General features: G+C 59.0%; 22 protein-coding genes. 21 read left to right on the top strand and 1 reads right to left on the bottom strand.

Translation table 11 applies throughout. The features are described from left to right. The 21 genes from BLL42_RS01920 to BLL42_RS01820 all read left to right on the top strand — a co-directional run bounded on the left by BLL42_RS01920 (nucleotide 1) and on the right by BLL42_RS01820 (nucleotide 17443). Nucleotides 1-552 carry a phage protein Gp27 family protein gene (locus BLL42_RS01920; RefSeq protein ID WP_071550540.1) on the top strand — a complete coding sequence of 184 codons (552 nt, stop codon included), beginning with the start codon at nucleotides 1-3 and terminating at the stop codon, nucleotides 550-552. Beyond that, entirely contained in the window at nucleotides 549-2153 is a 1605-nt protein-coding gene (locus BLL42_RS01915) for a hypothetical protein (RefSeq protein WP_071550539.1), read from the top strand. The genes BLL42_RS01920 and BLL42_RS01915 overlap by 4 nt, the downstream gene beginning before the upstream one ends. Further along, a complete protein-coding gene (locus BLL42_RS01910) occupies nucleotides 2150-3646 on the top strand; it encodes a phage portal protein family protein (RefSeq protein WP_071550538.1) in 1497 nt (498 codons plus the stop codon). Before BLL42_RS01915 ends, BLL42_RS01910 begins: the two co-directional genes overlap by 4 nt. 1 nt (nucleotide 3647) lies before the next feature. Then, a complete protein-coding gene (locus tag BLL42_RS01905) occupies nucleotides 3648-4478 on the top strand; it encodes a phage head morphogenesis protein (RefSeq protein ID WP_071550537.1) in 831 nt (276 codons plus the stop codon). 13 nt (nucleotides 4479-4491) lie between these two features. Next, a complete protein-coding gene (locus BLL42_RS01900) occupies nucleotides 4492-4968 on the top strand; it encodes a phage virion morphogenesis protein (RefSeq protein ID WP_071550536.1) in 477 nt (158 codons plus the stop codon). Nucleotides 4969-5201: 233 nt separating this feature from the next. Then, nucleotides 5202-6308 carry a peptidase gene (locus BLL42_RS01895; protein WP_071550535.1) on the top strand — a complete coding sequence of 369 codons (1107 nt, stop codon included), beginning with the start codon at nucleotides 5202-5204 and terminating at the stop codon, nucleotides 6306-6308. Between the two features lie 12 nt (nucleotides 6309-6320). Further along, nucleotides 6321-7244, top strand: coding sequence for a major capsid protein (locus BLL42_RS01890; RefSeq protein ID WP_071550534.1), 924 nt, complete (start codon nucleotides 6321-6323; stop codon nucleotides 7242-7244). Nucleotides 7245-7252: 8 nt separating this feature from the next. Then, nucleotides 7253-7597, top strand: a complete 345-nt coding sequence (locus tag BLL42_RS01885; protein ID WP_071550533.1) for a hypothetical protein — start codon at nucleotides 7253-7255, stop codon at nucleotides 7595-7597. Continuing rightward, a complete protein-coding gene (locus BLL42_RS01880; protein ID WP_161492337.1) occupies nucleotides 7594-7926 on the top strand; it encodes a DUF2190 family protein in 333 nt (110 codons plus the stop codon). The genes BLL42_RS01885 and BLL42_RS01880 overlap by 4 nt, the downstream gene beginning before the upstream one ends. A 7-nt stretch (nucleotides 7927-7933) precedes the next feature. Continuing rightward, nucleotides 7934-8368 carry a gp436 family protein gene (locus tag BLL42_RS01875; RefSeq protein WP_071550532.1) on the top strand — a complete coding sequence of 145 codons (435 nt, stop codon included), beginning with the start codon at nucleotides 7934-7936 and terminating at the stop codon, nucleotides 8366-8368. Then, a complete protein-coding gene (locus BLL42_RS01870; protein ID WP_071550531.1) occupies nucleotides 8365-8853 on the top strand; it encodes a Gp37 family protein in 489 nt (162 codons plus the stop codon). Before BLL42_RS01875 ends, BLL42_RS01870 begins: the two co-directional genes overlap by 4 nt. Next, nucleotides 8850-9125: a hypothetical protein gene (locus tag BLL42_RS01865; RefSeq protein ID WP_081427275.1), complete on the top strand. Its 276-nt coding sequence runs from the start codon at nucleotides 8850-8852 to the stop codon at nucleotides 9123-9125. Before BLL42_RS01870 ends, BLL42_RS01865 begins: the two co-directional genes overlap by 4 nt. Then, the gene (locus tag BLL42_RS01860) at nucleotides 9115-10539 is read left to right on the top strand and encodes a phage tail sheath subtilisin-like domain-containing protein (protein ID WP_071550530.1); all 1425 of its coding nucleotides are present in this window, start codon (nucleotides 9115-9117) and stop codon (nucleotides 10537-10539) included. Before BLL42_RS01865 ends, BLL42_RS01860 begins: the two co-directional genes overlap by 11 nt. Beyond that, a complete protein-coding gene (locus BLL42_RS01855; protein ID WP_071550529.1) occupies nucleotides 10540-11064 on the top strand; it encodes a phage major tail tube protein in 525 nt (174 codons plus the stop codon). Nucleotides 11065-11094: 30 nt separating this feature from the next. Next, complete coding sequence (locus tag BLL42_RS01850; RefSeq protein ID WP_071550528.1) at nucleotides 11095-11331, top strand: hypothetical protein; 237 nt, start codon at nucleotides 11095-11097, stop codon at nucleotides 11329-11331. Between the two features lie 176 nt (nucleotides 11332-11507). Beyond that, the gene (locus tag BLL42_RS01845) at nucleotides 11508-11837 is read left to right on the top strand and encodes a phage tail assembly protein (RefSeq protein ID WP_071550527.1); all 330 of its coding nucleotides are present in this window, start codon (nucleotides 11508-11510) and stop codon (nucleotides 11835-11837) included. A 161-nt stretch (nucleotides 11838-11998) separates the two neighbouring features. After that, nucleotides 11999-14707, top strand: coding sequence for a phage tail tape measure protein (locus BLL42_RS01840; protein ID WP_071550526.1), 2709 nt, complete (start codon nucleotides 11999-12001; stop codon nucleotides 14705-14707). Further along, nucleotides 14707-15585 carry a phage tail protein gene (locus tag BLL42_RS01835; RefSeq protein ID WP_071550525.1) on the top strand — a complete coding sequence of 293 codons (879 nt, stop codon included), beginning with the start codon at nucleotides 14707-14709 and terminating at the stop codon, nucleotides 15583-15585. The genes BLL42_RS01840 and BLL42_RS01835 overlap by 1 nt, the downstream gene beginning before the upstream one ends. After that, nucleotides 15585-15791 (top strand): tail protein X, encoded by a 207-nt coding sequence (locus BLL42_RS01830; protein WP_129586924.1) that lies wholly within the window; start codon nucleotides 15585-15587, stop codon nucleotides 15789-15791. The genes BLL42_RS01835 and BLL42_RS01830 overlap by 1 nt, the downstream gene beginning before the upstream one ends. Beyond that, nucleotides 15779-16891, top strand: a complete 1113-nt coding sequence (locus tag BLL42_RS01825) for a phage late control D family protein (RefSeq protein WP_071550523.1) — start codon at nucleotides 15779-15781, stop codon at nucleotides 16889-16891. The genes BLL42_RS01830 and BLL42_RS01825 overlap by 13 nt, the downstream gene beginning before the upstream one ends. Before the next feature lie 18 nt (nucleotides 16892-16909). Further along, complete coding sequence (locus tag BLL42_RS01820) at nucleotides 16910-17443, top strand: phage baseplate assembly protein V (protein ID WP_071550522.1); 534 nt, start codon at nucleotides 16910-16912, stop codon at nucleotides 17441-17443. Nucleotides 17444-17772: 329 nt separating this feature from the next. On the opposite strand, the gene BLL42_RS01815 is transcribed toward BLL42_RS01820, so the two are convergent. After that, complete coding sequence (locus tag BLL42_RS01815; protein ID WP_071550521.1) at nucleotides 17773-18390, bottom strand: DUF6338 family protein; 618 nt, start codon at nucleotides 18388-18390, stop codon at nucleotides 17773-17775. Nucleotides 18391-18411: the final 21 nt, after the last annotated feature.

Here is an 18411-nt window from a genome sequence, read left to right as displayed (position 1 = left end):
ATGGCGGGCAAGTCATCCATCAACCGTTTGCCGCCGATGGTCAAGGCGTACATCCAGAAGCTGTTGCGCGAAGACCGCATGACGCTGGATGACATGCTGGCCGATATCCAGTCACGCTTCCCCAACGAAAAGTCCCCCAGTCGCAGTGCGTTGGGGCGTTTCAAGGTGGGCTATGACCTGTTGACCGAGAAGGCCCGTCAGCATCGCGAGCAGGCGGAAGCCTTTGTCGGTGCCTTTGGTGAAGATGCCTCGGACAAGACCGGCGCGTTGTTGGTGGAAGCTATCTCGACCCTGGCTTACCAGGCCGCAATGGGCGCCCATGAAAAGGATGACGTGACCACCAAGGAAGTGGCGGATCTCGCACGCGCCGCCAAGAACACCATGCAGGCCCGCACCTTGAGCATGAAGGAGCGTCAGGCTGCCGAGCAGGCAGGTCGTGATCGTCTGCTGCAGGAGCAAGCTGCCGAACTGGATAGCGCGGTCAAGGCCAAGGGCATGACCGAAGAACAGGCCATGTTCTGGCGTAAGCAGTTCCTGGGCGTGAAGCAATGAAGCCGTCAGCCAGCACGCTGCGTGTCGTCGAGTGGGACGAACTGCCGCCGAGCGTTCGGGAGATTCCCGAGGGGTACAACCCGCTGATTGAAGGGATTCTGATGGCCCATCAGTCGCAATGGCTGGGCATCGACGCGCAGATCAAGCTCTGTGAAAAAGGCCGCCGTACTGGCATTACCTTCGCCGAGGCGCTGGACTCGGTCATCACCGCCGCATCGCAAAAAGTCGCGGGTGGCATGGACTGCTTTTACATCGGCGACACCAAGGAAAAAGGCCTGGAGTTTATTGGTTATTGCGCCAAGTTCAGCCGGGTGATGGCCGAGGCTCAAGCATCGGGCGTCAGTGAAATCGAAGAGTTCCTATTTGAAGACCAGGACGACTCGGGCAACACCCGCCAGATCAACGCTTACCGTATTCGTTACGCATCAGGCTTCAAGATCGTCGCACTGTCCAGCAATCCAGCCGGCGTGCGCGGCTTGCAGGGCAAGGTCATCATCGACGAGGCGGCGTTTCACCGTGACGTATCCGCCGTACTCGACGCCGCCACGGCGCTGCTGATCTGGGGCGGTCGCATCGTCATCATCAGCACCCACAACGGTAAGGCCAATCCGTTCAACCAGATGGTCAATGACATCCGGGACAAGCGCTACGGCGACAGCGCTGAAGTCTATCGGGCCACCTTTGACGACGCAGTGGCCAACGGTTTGTTTGAGCGGGTGTGCTTCATGGCCGGCAAGCTCGCTACCGCCGAAGACAAAGAAGCTTGGTACAAAAAGATCCGTAATGCCTATGGCCCGCGCAAGGCGCAGATGCGCGAAGAACTGGATGCGATCCCTCGGGATGGCAACGGTGTGTGCATCCCTGGTGTGTGGATCGAGGACGCCATGCGGCCAGGTCGGACGGTACTGCGCCTGGCGCTGGATGATGACTTCGCCCTACAGCCCGTTGCGCGTCGTGAAGCCTATGTCGATGACTGGATCGAACGTTATCTTGCGCCACTGTTGCTGGCATTGACGCCAGAGTTGCGGCACTACCTGGGCATGGACTACGCCCGCCACCGAGACTTTTCGATCATCTGTCCGATGTCGGTCGACCAGGCACGCAACCGTGACGTGCCGTTTGTGGTGGAGATGCACAAGGTGCCCACCCGTCAACAACAGCAAATTTTGTTCTACATCCTGCGTCGTTTGCCGCGCTTTGTGGGTGCTGCGTTGGATGCCACTGGCAACGGCGAGACCTTGGCCGAAGACACCGCTGATGAGTTTGGTCGTGACCGCATTCAGCAGGTCAAGCTTAGTCGTGCCTGGTATGGCGCCTGGATGCCGAAGTTCATTCAGCTCTTTGAGGACGGCACGATCACGCTGCCCAAGGATGACTCCTTGCACCAGGACGTGCGTTCCATTGAAACGGTGGACGGCATTCCGATGGTCATGAAAGCCCGCTCGCAAGACCTCAAAGATCCGGAGCTACATCGTCACGGTGACTTCGCGGGGGCCGGCATGCTGGCCAACTTCGCGACCCTGGAAATGGTTTCAGGTCCGGTCTCTGTTAAATCCCGTCGCCCGCGTCAGGGCACCCGCATGACTCAGGGGTATGCATGAGCAAGAAAGGTGTGTGGGTCTCACCCACGGAATTCGTCAACTTTGCCGAGCCCAAGCGCGACAAGGGGCTGACCGACCATATTGCCAGCCGAGCGCGTAGCTTCGACGCTCAGTCGCTGGGGATGTACCTGCCCAACCCTGACCCAATCCTCAAGGCCCAGGGAAAAGACATTACGGTCTATCGCGACCTGCGCAGTTCCGCCCTGGTCGGCGGCAACATTCGTCGCCGCAAGTCCTCGGTGCTTGCTCTGGAGCGTGACCTGAAGCGCGGCAACGCCCCAGTGCGGGTTGAGCGCTTTGTGCGTGACTGGCTGACCGACCTCGATCTCGACCGGATTATCCGTGAGATGCTCGATGCTCCGTTGTTTGGCTTTCAGCCCATCGAACTGATGTGGCAACCGCTGGGCATGCACATCGTTCCCACGGATCTCTTGGGCAAGCCTGCCGAGTGGTTCCTCTACGACCAGGAGAATCAGCTGCGTTTCCGCGCCCGTGATGCCGGTATGAGCGGTGAGCTGTGTAGCCCGAAGCGTTTTGTCGTGGCCCGTCAGGACGCAACCTATAACAACCCGTATGGCTTTGCCGACCTGTCGATGTGCTTTTGGCCGGTGATCTTCATGAAGGGTGGGCTGAAGTTCTGGGTGCAGTTCACCGAGAAGTACGGCTCGCCCTGGGTGATCGGCAAACACCCGCGTGGTGCCAGTACCGGCGAGACCGACCTGTTGCTCGACAGCTTGGAAGCCATGGTCCAGGACGCGGTGGGGGCGATTCCGAATGACTCCAGCGTCGAGATCATCGAAGCCACGGGTAAGACCGGGAGTGCCGAGGTCTATCGCGAACTGCTGGTGTATTGCCGTAGCGAGATCAACGTCGGCCTGCTAGGGCAAAACCAAACCACCGAAGCCAGCAGCAACAAAGCCAGCGCGACCGCCGGACTGGAGGTAGTCAGGGAAATTCGCGATGGCGATAAGGGTATTGTCACCGCGACGATGAACGCGATCATTCGACGGATCGTCGATCTGAACTTTGGCGAGCATGTCGCCGCCCCGGTGTACGAGCTGTGGGAACAGGAAGAAATCGACAAGACCCAGGCCGACCGCGACAAGTCGCTAACCGAATCAGGGGTAAAGTTCGCGCCGCAGTACTGGAAGCGTACTTACAATCTGCAGGACGGTGACCTGATCGAAACTGCAGCGCCGGTTGAATCAACAGAGTTTGCCGAGCCCAGCCTGAAACCTATCCTGGATCAGTTGGCACTCGATCAGGCCATTGAAAGCCTGCCCGCCGAGTTGCTTCAGGAACAAAGCGAACAGGTCGTGGCCCCTTTGATCGACGCACTGCTGCAGGCTCGCACCGACACCGAGGTACTCGGTCTGTTGGCCGAAGCTTACCCGTCAATGGATGCACAGGCGCTAGAGCGCAAGCTGACAAACCTGCTGTTCATCACCAACACCTGGGGCCGTCTGAGTGCCGCAGCGGATCGGGAGGACTGACATGGCCACCGTCAAAACCCCGAACCCTGCGGACCTCAAAGCGATCTTCGGCCTGGAGCCTGAGGCCGCGATTACCTACCTCAAGAGCAAGGGTTACGCGATCACCTGGAACTGGCAGGAGATGCGTGACCAGGCACACGATCAGTCTTTCACGGTGGCCAAGGCCATGCGCCTGGACCTGCTGTCGGATATTCGCGGCGCAGTAGAAACCGCGTTGCAGGAGGGCCAAACACTCAAGCAGTTCATCAAGGAGCTGCAGCCGACGCTGGAATCCCAGGGCTGGTGGGGTCAACAGGTGATTGTCGATAGCCAGGGTGTCGGCGAACTGGTCCAGCTGGGCAGTCCACGTCGACTCAAGACCATCTACCAGACCAACCTGCAGAGCGCCTACATGGCCGGTCGCAAGGCCAGCATGGAAGAGACCAGCGACACCCATCCGTATTGGCGTTACGTGGCGATCCTGGACGGCAAGACCCGTCCCAGCCATCGGGCACTGAGTGGCTGTGTGTATCGACACGATGATCCGGTCTGGTCGGCGATCTACCCACCGAACGGCTTCAACTGCCGATGCCGGGTGACCGCGCTCTCCGAGTCGGCGGTCAAGCGCCGTGGCCTGACCATCGTTTCCAGCCAGGGACAAGTGTCCAACGAAACGGTTGAAACCGGCATCGACAAGCGTACCGGCGAAGTTAGAACCGCCCAGGTCACCTTGGTGCGCACCACCGATGCGGCGGGCAAGCCAATTACATTCCGCACCGATCCTGGATTCAACCATGCGCCCGGTACCGGGCTGGCGGACATGCTCAAACGCAAACAGGCCTCAGCGGCCTGACAGGAGTGTTGCAATGATCACCGTTGAACTGGACAGCCCACGCTTGCAGCAACTGCTGAACACTATTGAGTGGGCCGTGGGTGACCTGACGCCATTGATGCGCGGCATTGCTGCCGAGATGGCCAGCCAGACCGAGGAGAACTTTGAGGAGGAAGGTCGCCCCGACTGGGCCGAGCTGTCCGATGTCACCACCGAGCGACGTGCGAAGAACGGTAACTGGCCAGGTCAAATGCTGCAGGTCAGCTCTGCCGGATTGGCCGCCTCGATCACCAGCCACTCAGATGACAGCTCCGCCTTGGTCGGCAGCAACAAACCTTATGCAGCCATGATGCACTTCGGTGGCAAGCAGTCAGAGTTCCCACACCTGTGGGGTGATATCCCGGCGCGTGAGTACCTGCCGATGGATGCCGAGGGCGTGCTGCAACCCGAAGCAGAGGAAGCCATCCTGGAGCTGGCCCTGAATCACTTGGAAAAAGCCGCTCGCCTGTAAGGCCCTCAGAGGCCCTGTGGTTGCCGAGCGGCTCCGGTTCATCCTCTGGCAACCCTGATCATCGCTGTAAACGTTTTATAAACCCCTCCCGCCGTATTCCAAACCCGCTACGCGGGTGCCACTTGCACCGTTTGCGGTGTTCGTCCCCATCAACACTCTTTAAACCCGATTAAAAGTCCTGGGCCGCTCAGCGGTTCAGGCTGTGCGTATCACTTCCAGTCAGCGCACAGCCCATGAAACCACTGCACATTTTCAAGCCGGGAACGCACACCGCCATGAACGGTGCCAGCTACACCATCAGCGCGTCCGATCTGGCCGCAACGGTGCAAGCCTACAACCCCGATTTGCACGAAGCTCCTTTGGTCATTGGCCACCCCAAACACGACGGCCCGGCAGCCGGCTGGGTCAAGACCTTGTCGGCCGCGCCGTTGGGGCTGATGGCCGAACCGCAACAGGTCGATATGTCCTTTGCCGAGCAGGTGAGCAAGGGCAGCTACAAGAAAATCTCTGCCTCCTTTTATCACCCCGATGCCGCGAACAACCCGGTGCCAGGCGTGTACTACCTGCGCCATGTTGGCTTCCTCGGTGCCCAGCCACCTGCGGTGAAGGGCTTGCGCCCCATCGAGCTGGCGGATGGCGAGGAAGGTGTCATCGAGTTTGGCGACTTCGGCGACAGCATTTCCGCGAGTGTCTTTCGCCGTCTGCGTGAGTGGCTGATCGCCCAGTTCGGCCAGGAAACGGCTGATCAGGTTGTGCCGGGTTACGACGTCGACAACCTGGCCGAAGAAGCCCGCCGCGAAGGCAGCCGTCCGGCCTTTAGCGAGCCCACCAAAACCCCACCCAAAACCACCGAGGAACAGCCTGTGACTGAGGCCGAGAAAGCCGCCCTGGAAGCGGAGAACCAGCGTCTCTCAACCCTGGTTGAGCAACACCAAACCAATGAGCGCAACGCCGCTGCCAAAACACGCCACGCCGCCAACCTGGCGTTTGCCGAAGGCCTGGTCGGCGCCGGTCGTTTGCTGCCCAAACATGCTGATGCCCTGATCGCCGTCCTGGACTTCGCCGAAGCCGGTGACGCGCCGCTGGAGTTTGGCGAAGGCGACCAGCGTGCACCGGTTGTCGATGGTCTGAAGGCGATCTTCAACGACCTGCCAAAGCAAATCGACTTCGCCGAACAGGCGAGCAAGGACCGTAAAGGTGACGGTAACTCGCCGATGGACATGGAGTTCGCCGAAAAGAATACCGACCCCGACCGTCTCGGTCTGCACAACCGTGCGACCGCCTTGGCCGCCGAGAAAAACATTCCCTACGAGTCGGCAGTTCGCCAGCTCGTCAAGTAACCAGGAGTCATCATGGCTGATCGTTTGAAGATACTGCGGGTCGTCGATCCCGTCCTCACCAACCTGGCGCGAGGCTATCGTAATGCCCAGTTCATTGGTGAGGCGCTGTTCCCCATCGCGCTGATGGACAAAGAGGCTGGGGTGATCCCGTTGTTCGGCAAGGAAGCGTTTGAGGTTTACGACACCGAGCGCGCCATTCGCGCCCAGTCGAACCTCATGACCCCGGACGACCTGGACGGTCTGGACGTGGTCCTGCGCGAGCATGACATCGCCTATCCGGTGGATTACCGCGAGCAGAACGAATCCATGTTCGACGCCGAAGCCCGTGCTTCACGTCGTGTGGTGAACGTGATCGACCTGCGTCGTGAGGTCACCTGCGCCAGGCTGGCGCAAAGTCCTGGCACTTTTCCTATGGGCAGCAAGGTCACGCTATCCGGCTCCAGTCAGTGGAGCAACGGCGGCGGTGACCCTATCGCGGTGGTCGAAGCCGGCAAGGAAACTGTGCGGGCCAAAATCGGTATTCGCCCCAACACCATGACCATGGGCGCCTCGGTGTACCAGTCACTGAAGTTCCACCCCAAGCTTCAGGCCGCCTTGGGCTCGCAAGAGCGCAAGTTGATCACCCTTGAGCACCTGAAGGCGTTGTTCGGCATCGAGACCATCCTCATCGGTGAAGCCCTGGCCGGTGCGACCAACACCTCCGACATCTGGGGCGACAACATGACCCTGGCCTACGTGGCCAAGCCAATGGCCGGTTCAAACGCCGACTACGAAGAGCCGAGCTTTGGTTACACCCTGCGTCGCAAGGGCATGCCCGAGATCGACACCTACGACACTGCTGGCGGCAAGGTGCGCTTCGTGCGTAACACCGACATCTATAAGCCGGTGGTGGTCGGTGCGGATGCCGGTTACCTGATCTCCGACACCAACGGCTGAGGTGCGTCATGGCGGCTACTAAAAACACCAAAGACAAGGACGCTGCGTCTGCGTCTGCGTCGACCGATGACCAGGAACTGGTTAAGGGCTCGCTGCAGGACGGCAGTGCGTCGGCGCCCCAATCACCGCAAGTACTCGTGCCGAATGCAACGCTAGCCGCGCCCCCGTTTGAGCCTTTGGATGAGGTTATCCAGGACGAACAGCTGCCGCGCTACTACGTGACGGACGTGTCGTCGGTGTTGCATGACGGCCAGTGGTACCACATGGGCGATGACATCTCTCTGAGCGACACCGAAGCAGGCCCCTTGCTGCAACGTCGCATCATCGAACCGATTCAGGAGTTCAACCAGTGAAGACACAACAACCTGTTTTAACCGTCTCGATGGTCGCGGTGGTTGACCTGCCGCGCTACCGCTTCGCGGGCTTTACCGGTGGTCTTTGCGCCGCTGGCCTCAAGGCTTTTGGCGTCGTTGAGGCCGACACCGAAGCGGACAACGTCGCTCCGATCAACGTCCTAGGGATTTGCCTGGTCACCAGCGGTGCAGCCGTTGCCGCAGGTGACCCCGTGGAGTCTGACGCTGAAGGTCGGGCCGTGACGCTAGCGTCCGGACTGGACAACGGTATCGCGCTGGATGCAGCGACAGCTGCCGGTGATGTCATTCGTATCGTCCGGGGAATCTGAGGTCGCTATGCGCTACTGCACTCGCGCCGATATCGGCAACGCCATGCCCCTGCGGACCTTGATCCAGCTCTCCAACGATGACCCAGCGGCCCAGCAGCCGAATGAAGTCGTGATTGAGGACGGCGTGCGCCAGGCGGAAGAATTGGTCGACGGCTACCTGCGGGGTCGTTACGACCTGCCGCTCAATCCGGTGCCGACCGTGTTGCGCGATGCTGTGGTGTACCTGGCGCGGCACTGGTTGTACCAGCGCCGTCCCGAGGGCGCATTGCCGGACTCGGTGAAGGATAACCGCAAGGACACCATCAAGCTCCTGGAGAGCATCCGCGACGGCGTGGTCACCCTGGGGATGCCCGGTGGTGAAGCGGCGCCCGAACCTGGCGAGATCCGTGTTCGTGCCCGTCGTCAGCAATTTGGTCCCAATCTGTGGGAACGCTACCGGTGAACCAACCCCACGAACAGACCCCGACCGAGAAGCTGCTGGGCGCGCTTCTGGAGCGTTTGCAGGAACAGTTCAACACCGAGCTGACCGTTGAGCTGTTCCCGGAAAGCCCGATGCAGTACCGCTTGAACCACCCGTGTGGAGCGATCTTGTTGGCCTATGGCAGGTCGACCTTTGGTGGTTCCGAAGGGACCGACGCGGTGTTCCAGGCCCGCAACATCGTGATCCGCCTGACCCTGGTGTTTCGCCAGCTCAACGGCAAGGACGGTGTCGTCAGCTACCTAGACCGTATCCGAACTTGCTTGACCGGCTGGTACGCCCCGCATTGCGACATGGCCTGTCGCCCCGTGTCCGAGCAGTTCATTGGTCACCGGGACGGTGTTTGGCAGTACGCCCAGGACTTTTCCACTCGCGCCACTCAGCTGCAATCCATGGTGCCCGAACAGGGCGCACCGCTGAGTCTTCTCACCTTTGAGGAATTCCCGTGAACCTGACTCGATACATCTATCAAGGCCCTCAAAGCGCAGCGTGCTTGCGTGTTGAAGGCTCCGCCGAACTGCTGGACGTCCAGCTGCTGACCGGTAAACCCGTCGAGCTGCCAGCCGACCATGAATACACCTTGGTGTTGTTGGCACTCAAACACCTGGTGCTGGCACCGGCTGAGACAGAGCCCAAGTCAACGCCGAAACCAAAATCCGCCGCTCCGGTTGACTCCCCACTGGTCACTGAGCACACAGGAGCAAAGCCCAATGCCCGCTAACTACTTGCACGGTATTGAAACCATTGAAGTCGAACGCGGCCCTCGGGCCATTCGAGTGGTCAAGTCGGCAGTAATCGCCCTGGTCGGAACTGCACCGATGGGGCCGGTCAACAGCCTGACTCTTTCGCTGAATGAGATCGACGGCGCCCAGTTCGGCCCTGACATGCCAGGGTTCGGTATTCCCGAAGCCCTGGATGGCATCTATGACTTCGGCGCCGGAACAGTGCTGGTGATCAACGTGCTCGATCCGGCCATCCACCGCACCAGCATCAGCGCCGAGGCGAAGGCATTCGGCGACAACGACCTGCTGCAGCTGGAGCATGGTGCCCTGCAATCGCTGGTGCTCAAGCCCGAAACCGGTGATACCACCTACGTGTTGAACACCGACTATACGGTGGACCTGATTACCGGTCGGGTGAAGCGGCTGACTGCCGGTGCCATTCCCGTGACGGGGGCGGTTAAAGCCGACTACGCCTACGCCGATCCGAGCAAGGTCACGCCTGCCGACATCATTGGTACCGTGAATGCGGCGGGTCTGCGTACCGGTCTGAAGGCCTTCCAGGACAGTTACAACCTGCTGGGCTTTTTCCCGAAGATCTTCATTGCGCCAGGCTTCAGCACGCTGAATTCCGTGAGCGTCGAACTGATCGCCTCGGCGATTCAAGTGGGCGCGGTGGCCTACATCGACGCACCGATTGGCAGCACCGTGCAGCAGGTCATCGCCGGTCGTGGGCCAGCGGGCACCCTCAACTTCAACACCAGCAGCGACCGGGTGCGCCTGTGCTATCCCCACGTCAAAGTGTATGACGCTGCAACCAATGGCGAGCGCCTGCAACCTCTGTCGATCCGCGCTGCCGGTCTGCGGGCCAAGGTGGATAACGACAAGGGCTACTGGTGGAGCAGCTCGAACCAGGAACTCTTGGGTGTGATCGGCCTGGAGCGTCCGTTGACGGCTCGGATCGACGACCCTAACAGCGAGGTCAACCTGCTCAACGAGAACGGCATCACCACCGTGTTCAACTCGTTTGGTACCGGCTTGCGCCTATGGGGCAACCGTACAGCGGCCTGGCCCACCGTGACCCACATGCGCAACTTCGAAAACGTACGGCGCACCAAAGACATTGTCGATGAGTCGATCCGCTACAGCTCCCTGCAGTTCACCGATCAGCCGGTCACCACGTCACTGATCGACAGCATCAGCGAAAGCGTCAACCAGTTCTTGCGCAAATTGATTGGTGACCAGGCGCTATTGGGTGGCGAGTGCTGGTATGACCCGGCCCGCAACCCTCAAACCGAACTGGAGCAGGGACACGTGCTGTTCAACTACAAACTGACCGTGCCGCTGCCGTTCGAACGCGGCACCTTCGAGACCGAAATCACCGGGGAATACCTGGTCAACTTGGGAGCCGCATAAATGGCAGGCTTTAGCGCACACCGCATCACCAACGCAGCGGTCTACCTGGGCGGTGCCAGCTTCTTCGGTCGCTGCGAAGAGATCGACCTTGGTTCGATCAAGACCGTGATGAGCGACTTCCAGGGACTGGGCATGGTCGGGTTGATCGAGCTGCCGGACGGCATCGACAAGCTCGAAGGCAAGATCACCTGGAACAGCCTCTACATCGACTCGGCCAAGAAGATGGCCACGCCGTTCAAAACCGTACAGCTTCAATGCCGCTCCAACGTCCAGGTCTTTAACAGTGCAGGCCTGGTGGACGAGATCCCGTTGGTCACGCTGATGACCGTCATGTTCAAGGAATACGCCCTGGGCAGTTTCAAGCCTCGTGATCCGAGCAAGTTTGAAACGCCGTTTTCCGCAACCTACGTTCGCCAGATCCTCAATGGTGAAGAGGTGGTACTGCTCGACTACCTGGCCAACATCTTCAAGGTCGGTGGTCAGGACCAGTTGGCCAAGTACCGGCAGAACATCGGTCAGGCGTAGGTTATTCAGATCCCGGTATTGGAGGTGTTTATGGAACGACCCCTGGTGGAACAGCAGGAGGTGTGGAAAGGTTCGGAGGAGCTGGTCAAAATTTTCGACATGCAGATTCGTCGCGATATGGATTATGTCCGCGCCAAGGCGTACTGGAGTCGATCTTTACAGGACCTGCCGCTTGCAGCGCTGACCGAGGCATTAGCCCGATTGTCTTCGGGTCGTTACCAGATGGCACCCAGTTGCCGGTGTCACGGCTGCAACCATCGTCATTGACGAGTTATCGGATCAGCTCCAACGGACTGGAGTCGCCAGGACGGCAAACCCAAAGCCCCCGCCATCGTGCGGGGGCGTTTCTTTAAATCCGATTAAAAGTCTGCACCACGGCCAGGTGCGATGCTCAGGGCTCTTGAATAGCAACCGATCAGATCGATCAACCTGGAGCAATAAAGATGGCCGACAAACTGACCCTCACCCTCAAGTTCCCCTTCAAAACCGCCGCAGGCGTGCAGCTGAATTCGGTGTCGATCAAGCGCCTGAAACGCAAGGACATCAGCTCTGCTCAATCGGCCACCAAGGATGAAGGTGTGATGGAAGACATGCTGATTGCCAAGATGTTTGGCATCACCCTGGAAGACCTGGGCGAGTTCGACATTGCTGACTCGAAGTCAGCCACTGAGGTGTTGCGGGAAATGTCCTCTGGAGGAGACCTTGCTGCAGTCCTGGGACGAAGCGCTGCTGCTGGTGCTGAAGTTGCAGCCCTCGGAAATAGCCCAGCTTGACATGGTGGACTACTGGCGCTGGGTCGAGTCGTGTGAGCGCGAGATCAATCGTCGGATCGAGCAGCTAAACAAGCAGTAACCTTCGCCACATTCCCCGCGCAATGTTGTGTCGCCCGCATCAGGGCGACACACCTTCCATCCTATAAATAGCTGGGCACGCCATGGCCAATGAAGTTCTCGTCGGGTTAAAGATCGGCGCCGCCGTTTCCGGCACCTTGAGTGCGGCCTTCGGCTCTGCCAAATCAACCGTTCAGCAACTCGGTCGAGCGACCGATGGACTCACAGCCAAGCAAAAACTCATCGGCACCGAACTGGCGGCGTCCCTGGCGCGGGGCGGTACTGGGGTGGAACGCCTACGTCGCCAGTACGACCAGGTCGGTCGCGCCATTGATCAGCTCAAGGTCAAGCAGGAGCGTCTCAACACCAGCCTGGCCCGTGGCGCACAATTGAAAAACGAACGGGGCGAACTGCGCGGGCAGGCACTCGAAACACTGGGCACAGCGGCGGTGGTCGGAGCCCCCGTTGTGCAGTCGTTTCGTCAAGCCATCGACTTTCAGGACCAGACGCGTGACATCTCCATTACCGGTGGTTTTGACGCGGAAGAAGAACAACGCCTCAGCAATGTGATGCGCGAATCAGCGTTGCGCTGGAATCAGACACAAACCGAAGTGGCTAACGGCACCGGGGTATTGATTGCCGGTGGCATCTCCAGCGCGAAGGAACTCGCGGCCTATGCCCCGGTGATGGCCAAAGCCGCAACGGCCACGCGGGCCAGCATGGAACATCTCGGCTCGGTGGCCATCGCGCTGAATGACAACCTGGGCATTGGTGCGGCGGGCCTTGAACGCTCTATGAACATCCTGGCCTATGCCGGTAAACGGGGTCAGTTTGAACTGGCGGACATGGCCAAGTGGTTGCCGCAATTAACACCTCAATTCGCCGCCCTGGGTATTACCGGCGAACGCGCCGTGGCCGAGATTGGCGCCTCACTACAGATCGCCCGTAAAGGCGCGGGCAGCAACGATGAGGCGGCCAACAACTTCAAAAACTTCCTGTCGAAGATCACCGCACCCGACACGTTAAAAGCGTTTGCGGATGCCGGTATCGACCTGCAAGACACGATGAGGGGCATGATCAGTAAAGGCCTGACACCGATGCAGGCCATGATGGCAACCATCACCAAGTACACCAGCACTAAAGGTCCGGCTGCCGCCGCTGGCTTCCAGCGCGTCATGGCCATGAAAGATGACCAGGAGCGGCAGATCGCGCTGGATCGTTTGAATGAAGCCTACAAACTGGGCGAGTTGTTTCGCGACCAGCAAGTACTGTCCTTTGTGCGTCCGGCCTTGGCCAACCAGGCCGAACAAGCCAGCATCCAAAAAGGCGGGATCGAGGCCGCTGATCTGGGAGGTCTGGATCAGGATTGGGCGATGCGCATGGGCAGCCCCAAGGAGCAGTTGAAGGCGCTGTCGGTGGGTCTTACGGATGTCGGCATTGGGCTGGGCGGTATCCTGCTTCCGGCGTTGCTCGACATCACCAACGCGACCATTCCGCTGATTCGCTCATTTTCGGCCTGGACAGAAGAAAACGCGGGGCTGGTCAGCGGCGTAATCAAGACCGTCGCCGGGGTCGTTGCCCTCAAGCTGGGTTTCATCGCCTTGAAGTACGGCGCCAATCTTGGGGCATCAGCGCTCAACGGTGTGGGCACCACCATGGCAGTGCTGTCGGGCAAGACCACCTTGCTTAACAGTGCTCTGATCTCCACTCGACTCGCGCCCTTTATTTCGGGTGTCATAGGACTCACGGCAGTGCTTCCCGGCTTATCGGGAGCCATGGCTTTTTTTAATGCGGTGTTGGTTGCGAATCCTATTGGGCTAATCATTGGTGCGGTTGCCGTAGGAATTGCAATAGTCGCTGCTGCGGGTTTAGCCATCTACAGAAACTGGGAACCACTCAAGGCCTGGATGATTGGCTTTTTTACTGGTTTAAAGGATGGACTCAAACCGATAGGAGATGCGTTCTCAGCAGCCTTTGCTCCGGTGGCGCCATTGCTGGCCAAACTGGGAACATTCATCAAACCGGTGATCACCTGGTTCCGTGAATTGTTCAGTCCAGTTCAGGTGACGGGCGATGAACTGGGCAAGGCCACCTGGTCAGGAATCGAGTTCGGTCGGGCTGTCGGCGCCGTGCTGTCCGGCTTACTGGCCCCTGTGCGGTGGCTTCTGGAAGGTATCGGCGAGATACCGAAAGCGTTTGACGGCGGTCTGGCCGGTGTTGCCGCGTTGATCGTCAACTTCTCGCCCCTGGGCCTGTTCTACAAAGCCTTTGCCGGGGTGATGAGTTACTTCGGTGTTGAACTGCCCGGCAAGTTCACCGAGTTCGGCAGCATGATCATTGATGGCCTGGTCAACGGCATCAAGAACAAAGCCTCTGCCGCCACGGATGCGGTGTTAGAACTGGGCTCGTCCATCAAAAGCTGGTTTACCGGGGATCTGCAGATCCATTCCCCCAGCCGGGTTTTCATGGGCTACGGTGCCAATGTCAGTGAAGGCGCAGCCTTGGGGATCACCGGTCAGTCCGACTTGGTACGCAAAGCGGCCCTGGACATGGCGTCCCAATCCAGGGTCAACATGGCCCCACCGAACCCCGCCGATGTCTCGATGGCCAGCATGATGGGGGGTGGCGGTATGGGCGGAAAAATCGAAGTGAGCTTCTCGCCTCAAATCAATGTGCCAGGTGGTCCTGGTGTGATGGAGCAAGTCAATCAGGGGTTGCAGGCGAGCTATGTCGAGTTCTTGCGGATGATGGAGCGCTTTGAACACGAGCGACAGCGCCGCAGTTACGGCTCAACGGGTGGAGGCCGCACCTGATGTTTGCCATCCTGGGCACTATCGAATTCACCGTGGCCGGTGGCATTAGCGGCATGGAGCAAACCGGTTCCGCGGACTGGGCCGAACATGCACGTATCCAGGGCAAGCCGTTACTGGAGTGGATTGGCGAAGGACTGGACGAGATCAACCTGACCATTGAACTGCACCCGCTGTTAGGTGATCCAGCGGCACGCTTGCGCTCACTGCGCCAGGCCAAAAGCCAACACGAACCCTTGGCCTTTGTCATGGGCAGCGGTGAATACCTGGGCCCTTATGTCATCACTCACATCAGCAACGCCATTCGCCGCGCTACTGCTGTCGGCCAAGTCGTCGCATCGACCGTGCAAGTCAGCCTGCGCGAGTACACCGGGGCCTTTACCCGCAAGGTCATTCGACCTGGTCTGCTCAATCCGGCGTTGAGTGGTACAGCGAATGGTCTTGGTTCACCTGGACTCATCTCGCGGCTGACCCCATCGCCCAGCACCACTCAGTTGGTGATCGGTCACGCAAAATCAGCCAGCAACGTCTTGAGTGCTGGGAAAAACCTGTACGAGACAGTCAAAAGTGGCAACGCCTCGACGATCCTCGGACAAGTTCCCCAGTTGCTGGGGGTGACGGCGCGGGCTATCGAACCATTGCAAGGGTTGACGTCAGCTGCAGGGTTGCTCAACGACGGCGCCGATCTGTCCCGACTCGGTGAGGACGTCCTGGGCAGCGTGATGGGTGCACGCTCCAGTCTGAATCCGGTTGACCTGGGGAATATCGTCGACCGTTTCTCAGCTTCCCATCAATACCTGGGGCAGGCCATCACCACCATGGATAGCGCCAGTAAACGCCTGTCGGGCCTTGCGGCTGACGTACTAACCCGGAGGGCCTGATGTTCATTCCCCACGTAACAACCGAAGGCGAACGCTGGGACCAATTGGCCTGGCGCTACTACGGTGACGCTCATCGGTATTTGCCGATCGTTCAGGCCAACCTGCACGTGCCGCTGACTGCCGCTTTACCAGCCGGATTAACCTTGGCCATTCCGATGTTGGAGCCGGTGGTCACCGCCGAGGATCTTCCCCCATGGATGCGCTGATCCCCAAGCAAGTGCCCGAAGCGCGCTTCGTGCTGACCTATCAACAGAGCAACATCACCCACAACATCAGCCTGCATCTGCTCTCGTTGACGTACATCGACTATCTGTCCGGGCAGGCCGATAGTCTGGAGGTCGAGTTGGAGGACACCGAGGGTAAATGGCGGGATGCCTGGTATCCAGGGCATGGCGATGCACTAACCTTGGCCATCGGCTGGGAGGGTGCGCCACTTCGAACGCTGGGCCGCTTTGAGATCGATGAGGTCGAGCTGCGTTGCCCACCTTCAACCGTGACCATCCATGCTTTGGCTGCCGGTATCAACACGGCTTTGCGCACTACCGAACATCGCGCCTATGAAAACCTCACTCTCGACGCCGTGGCCAAGCAGATCGCAACCCGCCTGGGGCTGGAGTTGATCGGCAGCATCGAACCCATCAAGCTTGACCGCCTGACCCAGCAGGACTCCGACCTGACCTTCCTGAGCAACCTGGCGGACGAATACGACTACGCATTCAAGGTGACCGGCAACAAGCTGGTGTTCCACGCCATCAGCGAACTGGCGAAAGGCAAGCCGGTCGCCAGGCAGCTATTGCAGGATCAAGCCAACGTGCACCTACGCGACAAGATCAAGGACGTGCCGAAGGCCGTCGAGGTCAAGCACAAAGACCCGGTCAAGAAGCAGCTGGTCAGCTACCGAATCATCAATGGTGAGACGGTCGCGGTACCGAGCAGCGCCAGCAAGACCACCACCAGTGCCGACACCAAGAAGAGTCGCAAACGCGCCGCCTCCGCCGAAGTGGCTAAAGCCAAAGCCAAGGCCGAGCTGGCCAAGGCTAACCGTGAGCGCACTACGGGCAGTTGGACCGCCATGGGCCGTCCCAACCTGGTGAGCGGCAATGTGGTGACCTTGGTCGCCGCAGGCAAGCTGGGTGGCAACTACATGATCCTTTCGTCGCAACACCGCATGACCCGCAGTGGCGGCTACACCGTCGACCAGGAAGTCTGCCGGGTGTCGGCGCCGTCGATTGGTTTCACCCTGGATAACTCCAAGCCCGACCTGGCGCTGTCGACCTACGGTATCGAACACGAAGTGGTGGCTTAATAATGAAGGGCAAAATGAATGGGCGTTGAACTGGAATACGGCGAAGTCAGTGCCGTTGATTACAAAACCTGCCGCATCCGTGTGCGGCTGGATGATCGTGATGGGGTGCAGAGTTACTGGTTGAATGTGCCCCAGCGCAACACTCAGGGTATCCAGTGCCGCCCGATCATGCCGGAACTGAATGAACAGGTCGCGGTGCTGCTCGATGCCGATGGTGTCGGTGGCGTGTACCTGGGCGGAATCTATTCAACCGTAGAACCGCCACCGGTAATAGATGAAGGGACTGACTATGTACGCTTCAAAGATGGCACCGTGATCACGTATGACCAAGTGGCCAGCGTGATGTCCCTGGATTGCGTCGGGGCGACCCTGCTCAAGTGCGCCAAGAACCTGACCGTCGAATCTGGTGACCTGGTGGTGGTGAAGGCGCCTTCAGCGACCTTGGACATCCCACAGGTCACCTTGAATGGTGACCTACAGGTGAATGGCAATATCAATGCTACCGGGACGATCATGGATACGGGAGGTAACTCAAACCATCACGATCATTAAACATGCCCTTGGGTGGAACCTTTGCGTTATGGCTTTTTGGGGGGAGGTGCAACGGGCTTGGTTACGCTTTGGGGATTGGGACGCTGGGTCATCGGCTGGTAACCATCCTGACCTAGGCCCGGTGTAAGCACTGGCTTGTTCGTTTCACTTTTCTTGTCCGTCATGGTCATTCTTCCTATATGAGTAAACTCTGAGTCACTACTTACGGATTCTTGGGCGGCGGCGCTGGTGCCCTTTCGCTGGTTGGCGGCGGTGCATAGCCATCTTTTGTAGGATGGGAGTCGCCCTTACTTGGTTGGTAACCGTACTTCTCGGAAGGGTCATTTCTTTTATTCGTCATTGTCACTCTCCTGTGGGGCTCTAAGGTGAAACAGCTCAAGTGTAGCGATTTCTTTAGCGAGGATGATGATGCCCGCAGAATCCGTTCTCGACCTTTCGAATCCGCCGTTGTCATTCAGCACCCAAGTCTCCTGGAGGTAAATTTGCTCCGGTGCCGGGCTGCTTGAGGCAAAGGACTTCGAGTCATAGAGCCCTGCAACCAGACGTCCATCATTCAGCGTAACAATCACCCAGTAGGGGGTTCTCTGGCTGAAGACGAAATCCCACGGCTTTCCAGTTGGGTGTGCAATTGAACGCTGAAGAAGCTGCGTTTTTCTGAGCCATAAGAATGCCCAAGCCCAGCCGATTGGCGCCAAAAGCAGCACTACAACGTAGAAAAGAACATAGAGCGTTGGGTGGGTGGACCTTAGGTCGATATGTTCAATGGCGTAAATTGGGCCCATCAGTAAGGCGTAATTGATAGAGCTGTAAGCAACGGCATCCACCAACTGCTGAGAGGTGTCTTTAATCTGAGTCGGCTGGAGCAACGCATACGTTTTCAGGCTGATGAAGCCTGGAACCACAAATGCGATGAAAAAGACCAGCTTGTCGACGTTCCATATGTCCATACCAGCTCCTAGTCGGGGGGT

The sequence above is a fragment of the Pseudomonas frederiksbergensis genome (genome assembly GCF_001874645.1).
Classification (GTDB): domain Bacteria; phylum Pseudomonadota; class Gammaproteobacteria; order Pseudomonadales; family Pseudomonadaceae; genus Aquipseudomonas; species Aquipseudomonas frederiksbergensis_B.
This window is presented reverse-complemented; position numbering and strand designations above follow the sequence as displayed.

Excerpts from the sequence above, each read along its gene's own strand:
- BLL42_RS01920 (WP_071550540.1), top strand. The coding sequence starts at position 1 with ATGGCGGGCAAGTCATCCATCAACCGTTTGCCGCCGATGGTCAAGGCG.
- BLL42_RS01915 (WP_071550539.1), top strand. The coding sequence starts at position 549 with ATGAAGCCGTCAGCCAGCACGCTGCGTGTCGTCGAGTGGGACGAACTG.
- BLL42_RS01910 (WP_071550538.1), top strand. The coding sequence starts at position 2,150 with ATGAGCAAGAAAGGTGTGTGGGTCTCACCCACGGAATTCGTCAACTTT.
- BLL42_RS01905 (WP_071550537.1), top strand. The coding sequence starts at position 3,648 with ATGGCCACCGTCAAAACCCCGAACCCTGCGGACCTCAAAGCGATCTTC.
- BLL42_RS01900 (WP_071550536.1), top strand. The coding sequence starts at position 4,492 with ATGATCACCGTTGAACTGGACAGCCCACGCTTGCAGCAACTGCTGAAC.
- BLL42_RS01895 (WP_071550535.1), top strand. The coding sequence starts at position 5,202 with ATGAAACCACTGCACATTTTCAAGCCGGGAACGCACACCGCCATGAAC.
- BLL42_RS01890 (WP_071550534.1), top strand. The coding sequence starts at position 6,321 with ATGGCTGATCGTTTGAAGATACTGCGGGTCGTCGATCCCGTCCTCACC.
- BLL42_RS01885 (WP_071550533.1), top strand. The coding sequence starts at position 7,253 with ATGGCGGCTACTAAAAACACCAAAGACAAGGACGCTGCGTCTGCGTCT.
- BLL42_RS01875 (WP_071550532.1), top strand. The coding sequence starts at position 7,934 with ATGCGCTACTGCACTCGCGCCGATATCGGCAACGCCATGCCCCTGCGG.
- BLL42_RS01860 (WP_071550530.1), top strand. The coding sequence starts at position 9,115 with ATGCCCGCTAACTACTTGCACGGTATTGAAACCATTGAAGTCGAACGC.
- BLL42_RS01855 (WP_071550529.1), top strand. The coding sequence starts at position 10,540 with ATGGCAGGCTTTAGCGCACACCGCATCACCAACGCAGCGGTCTACCTG.
- BLL42_RS01850 (WP_071550528.1), top strand. The coding sequence starts at position 11,095 with ATGGAACGACCCCTGGTGGAACAGCAGGAGGTGTGGAAAGGTTCGGAG.
- BLL42_RS01845 (WP_071550527.1), top strand. The coding sequence starts at position 11,508 with ATGGCCGACAAACTGACCCTCACCCTCAAGTTCCCCTTCAAAACCGCC.
- BLL42_RS01840 (WP_071550526.1), top strand. The coding sequence starts at position 11,999 with ATGGCCAATGAAGTTCTCGTCGGGTTAAAGATCGGCGCCGCCGTTTCC.
- BLL42_RS01835 (WP_071550525.1), top strand. The coding sequence starts at position 14,707 with ATGTTTGCCATCCTGGGCACTATCGAATTCACCGTGGCCGGTGGCATT.
- BLL42_RS01830 (WP_129586924.1), top strand. The coding sequence starts at position 15,585 with ATGTTCATTCCCCACGTAACAACCGAAGGCGAACGCTGGGACCAATTG.
- BLL42_RS01825 (WP_071550523.1), top strand. The coding sequence starts at position 15,779 with ATGGATGCGCTGATCCCCAAGCAAGTGCCCGAAGCGCGCTTCGTGCTG.
- BLL42_RS01820 (WP_071550522.1), top strand. The coding sequence starts at position 16,910 with ATGGGCGTTGAACTGGAATACGGCGAAGTCAGTGCCGTTGATTACAAA.
- BLL42_RS01815 (WP_071550521.1), bottom strand. The coding sequence starts at position 18,390 with ATGGACATATGGAACGTCGACAAGCTGGTCTTTTTCATCGCATTTGTG.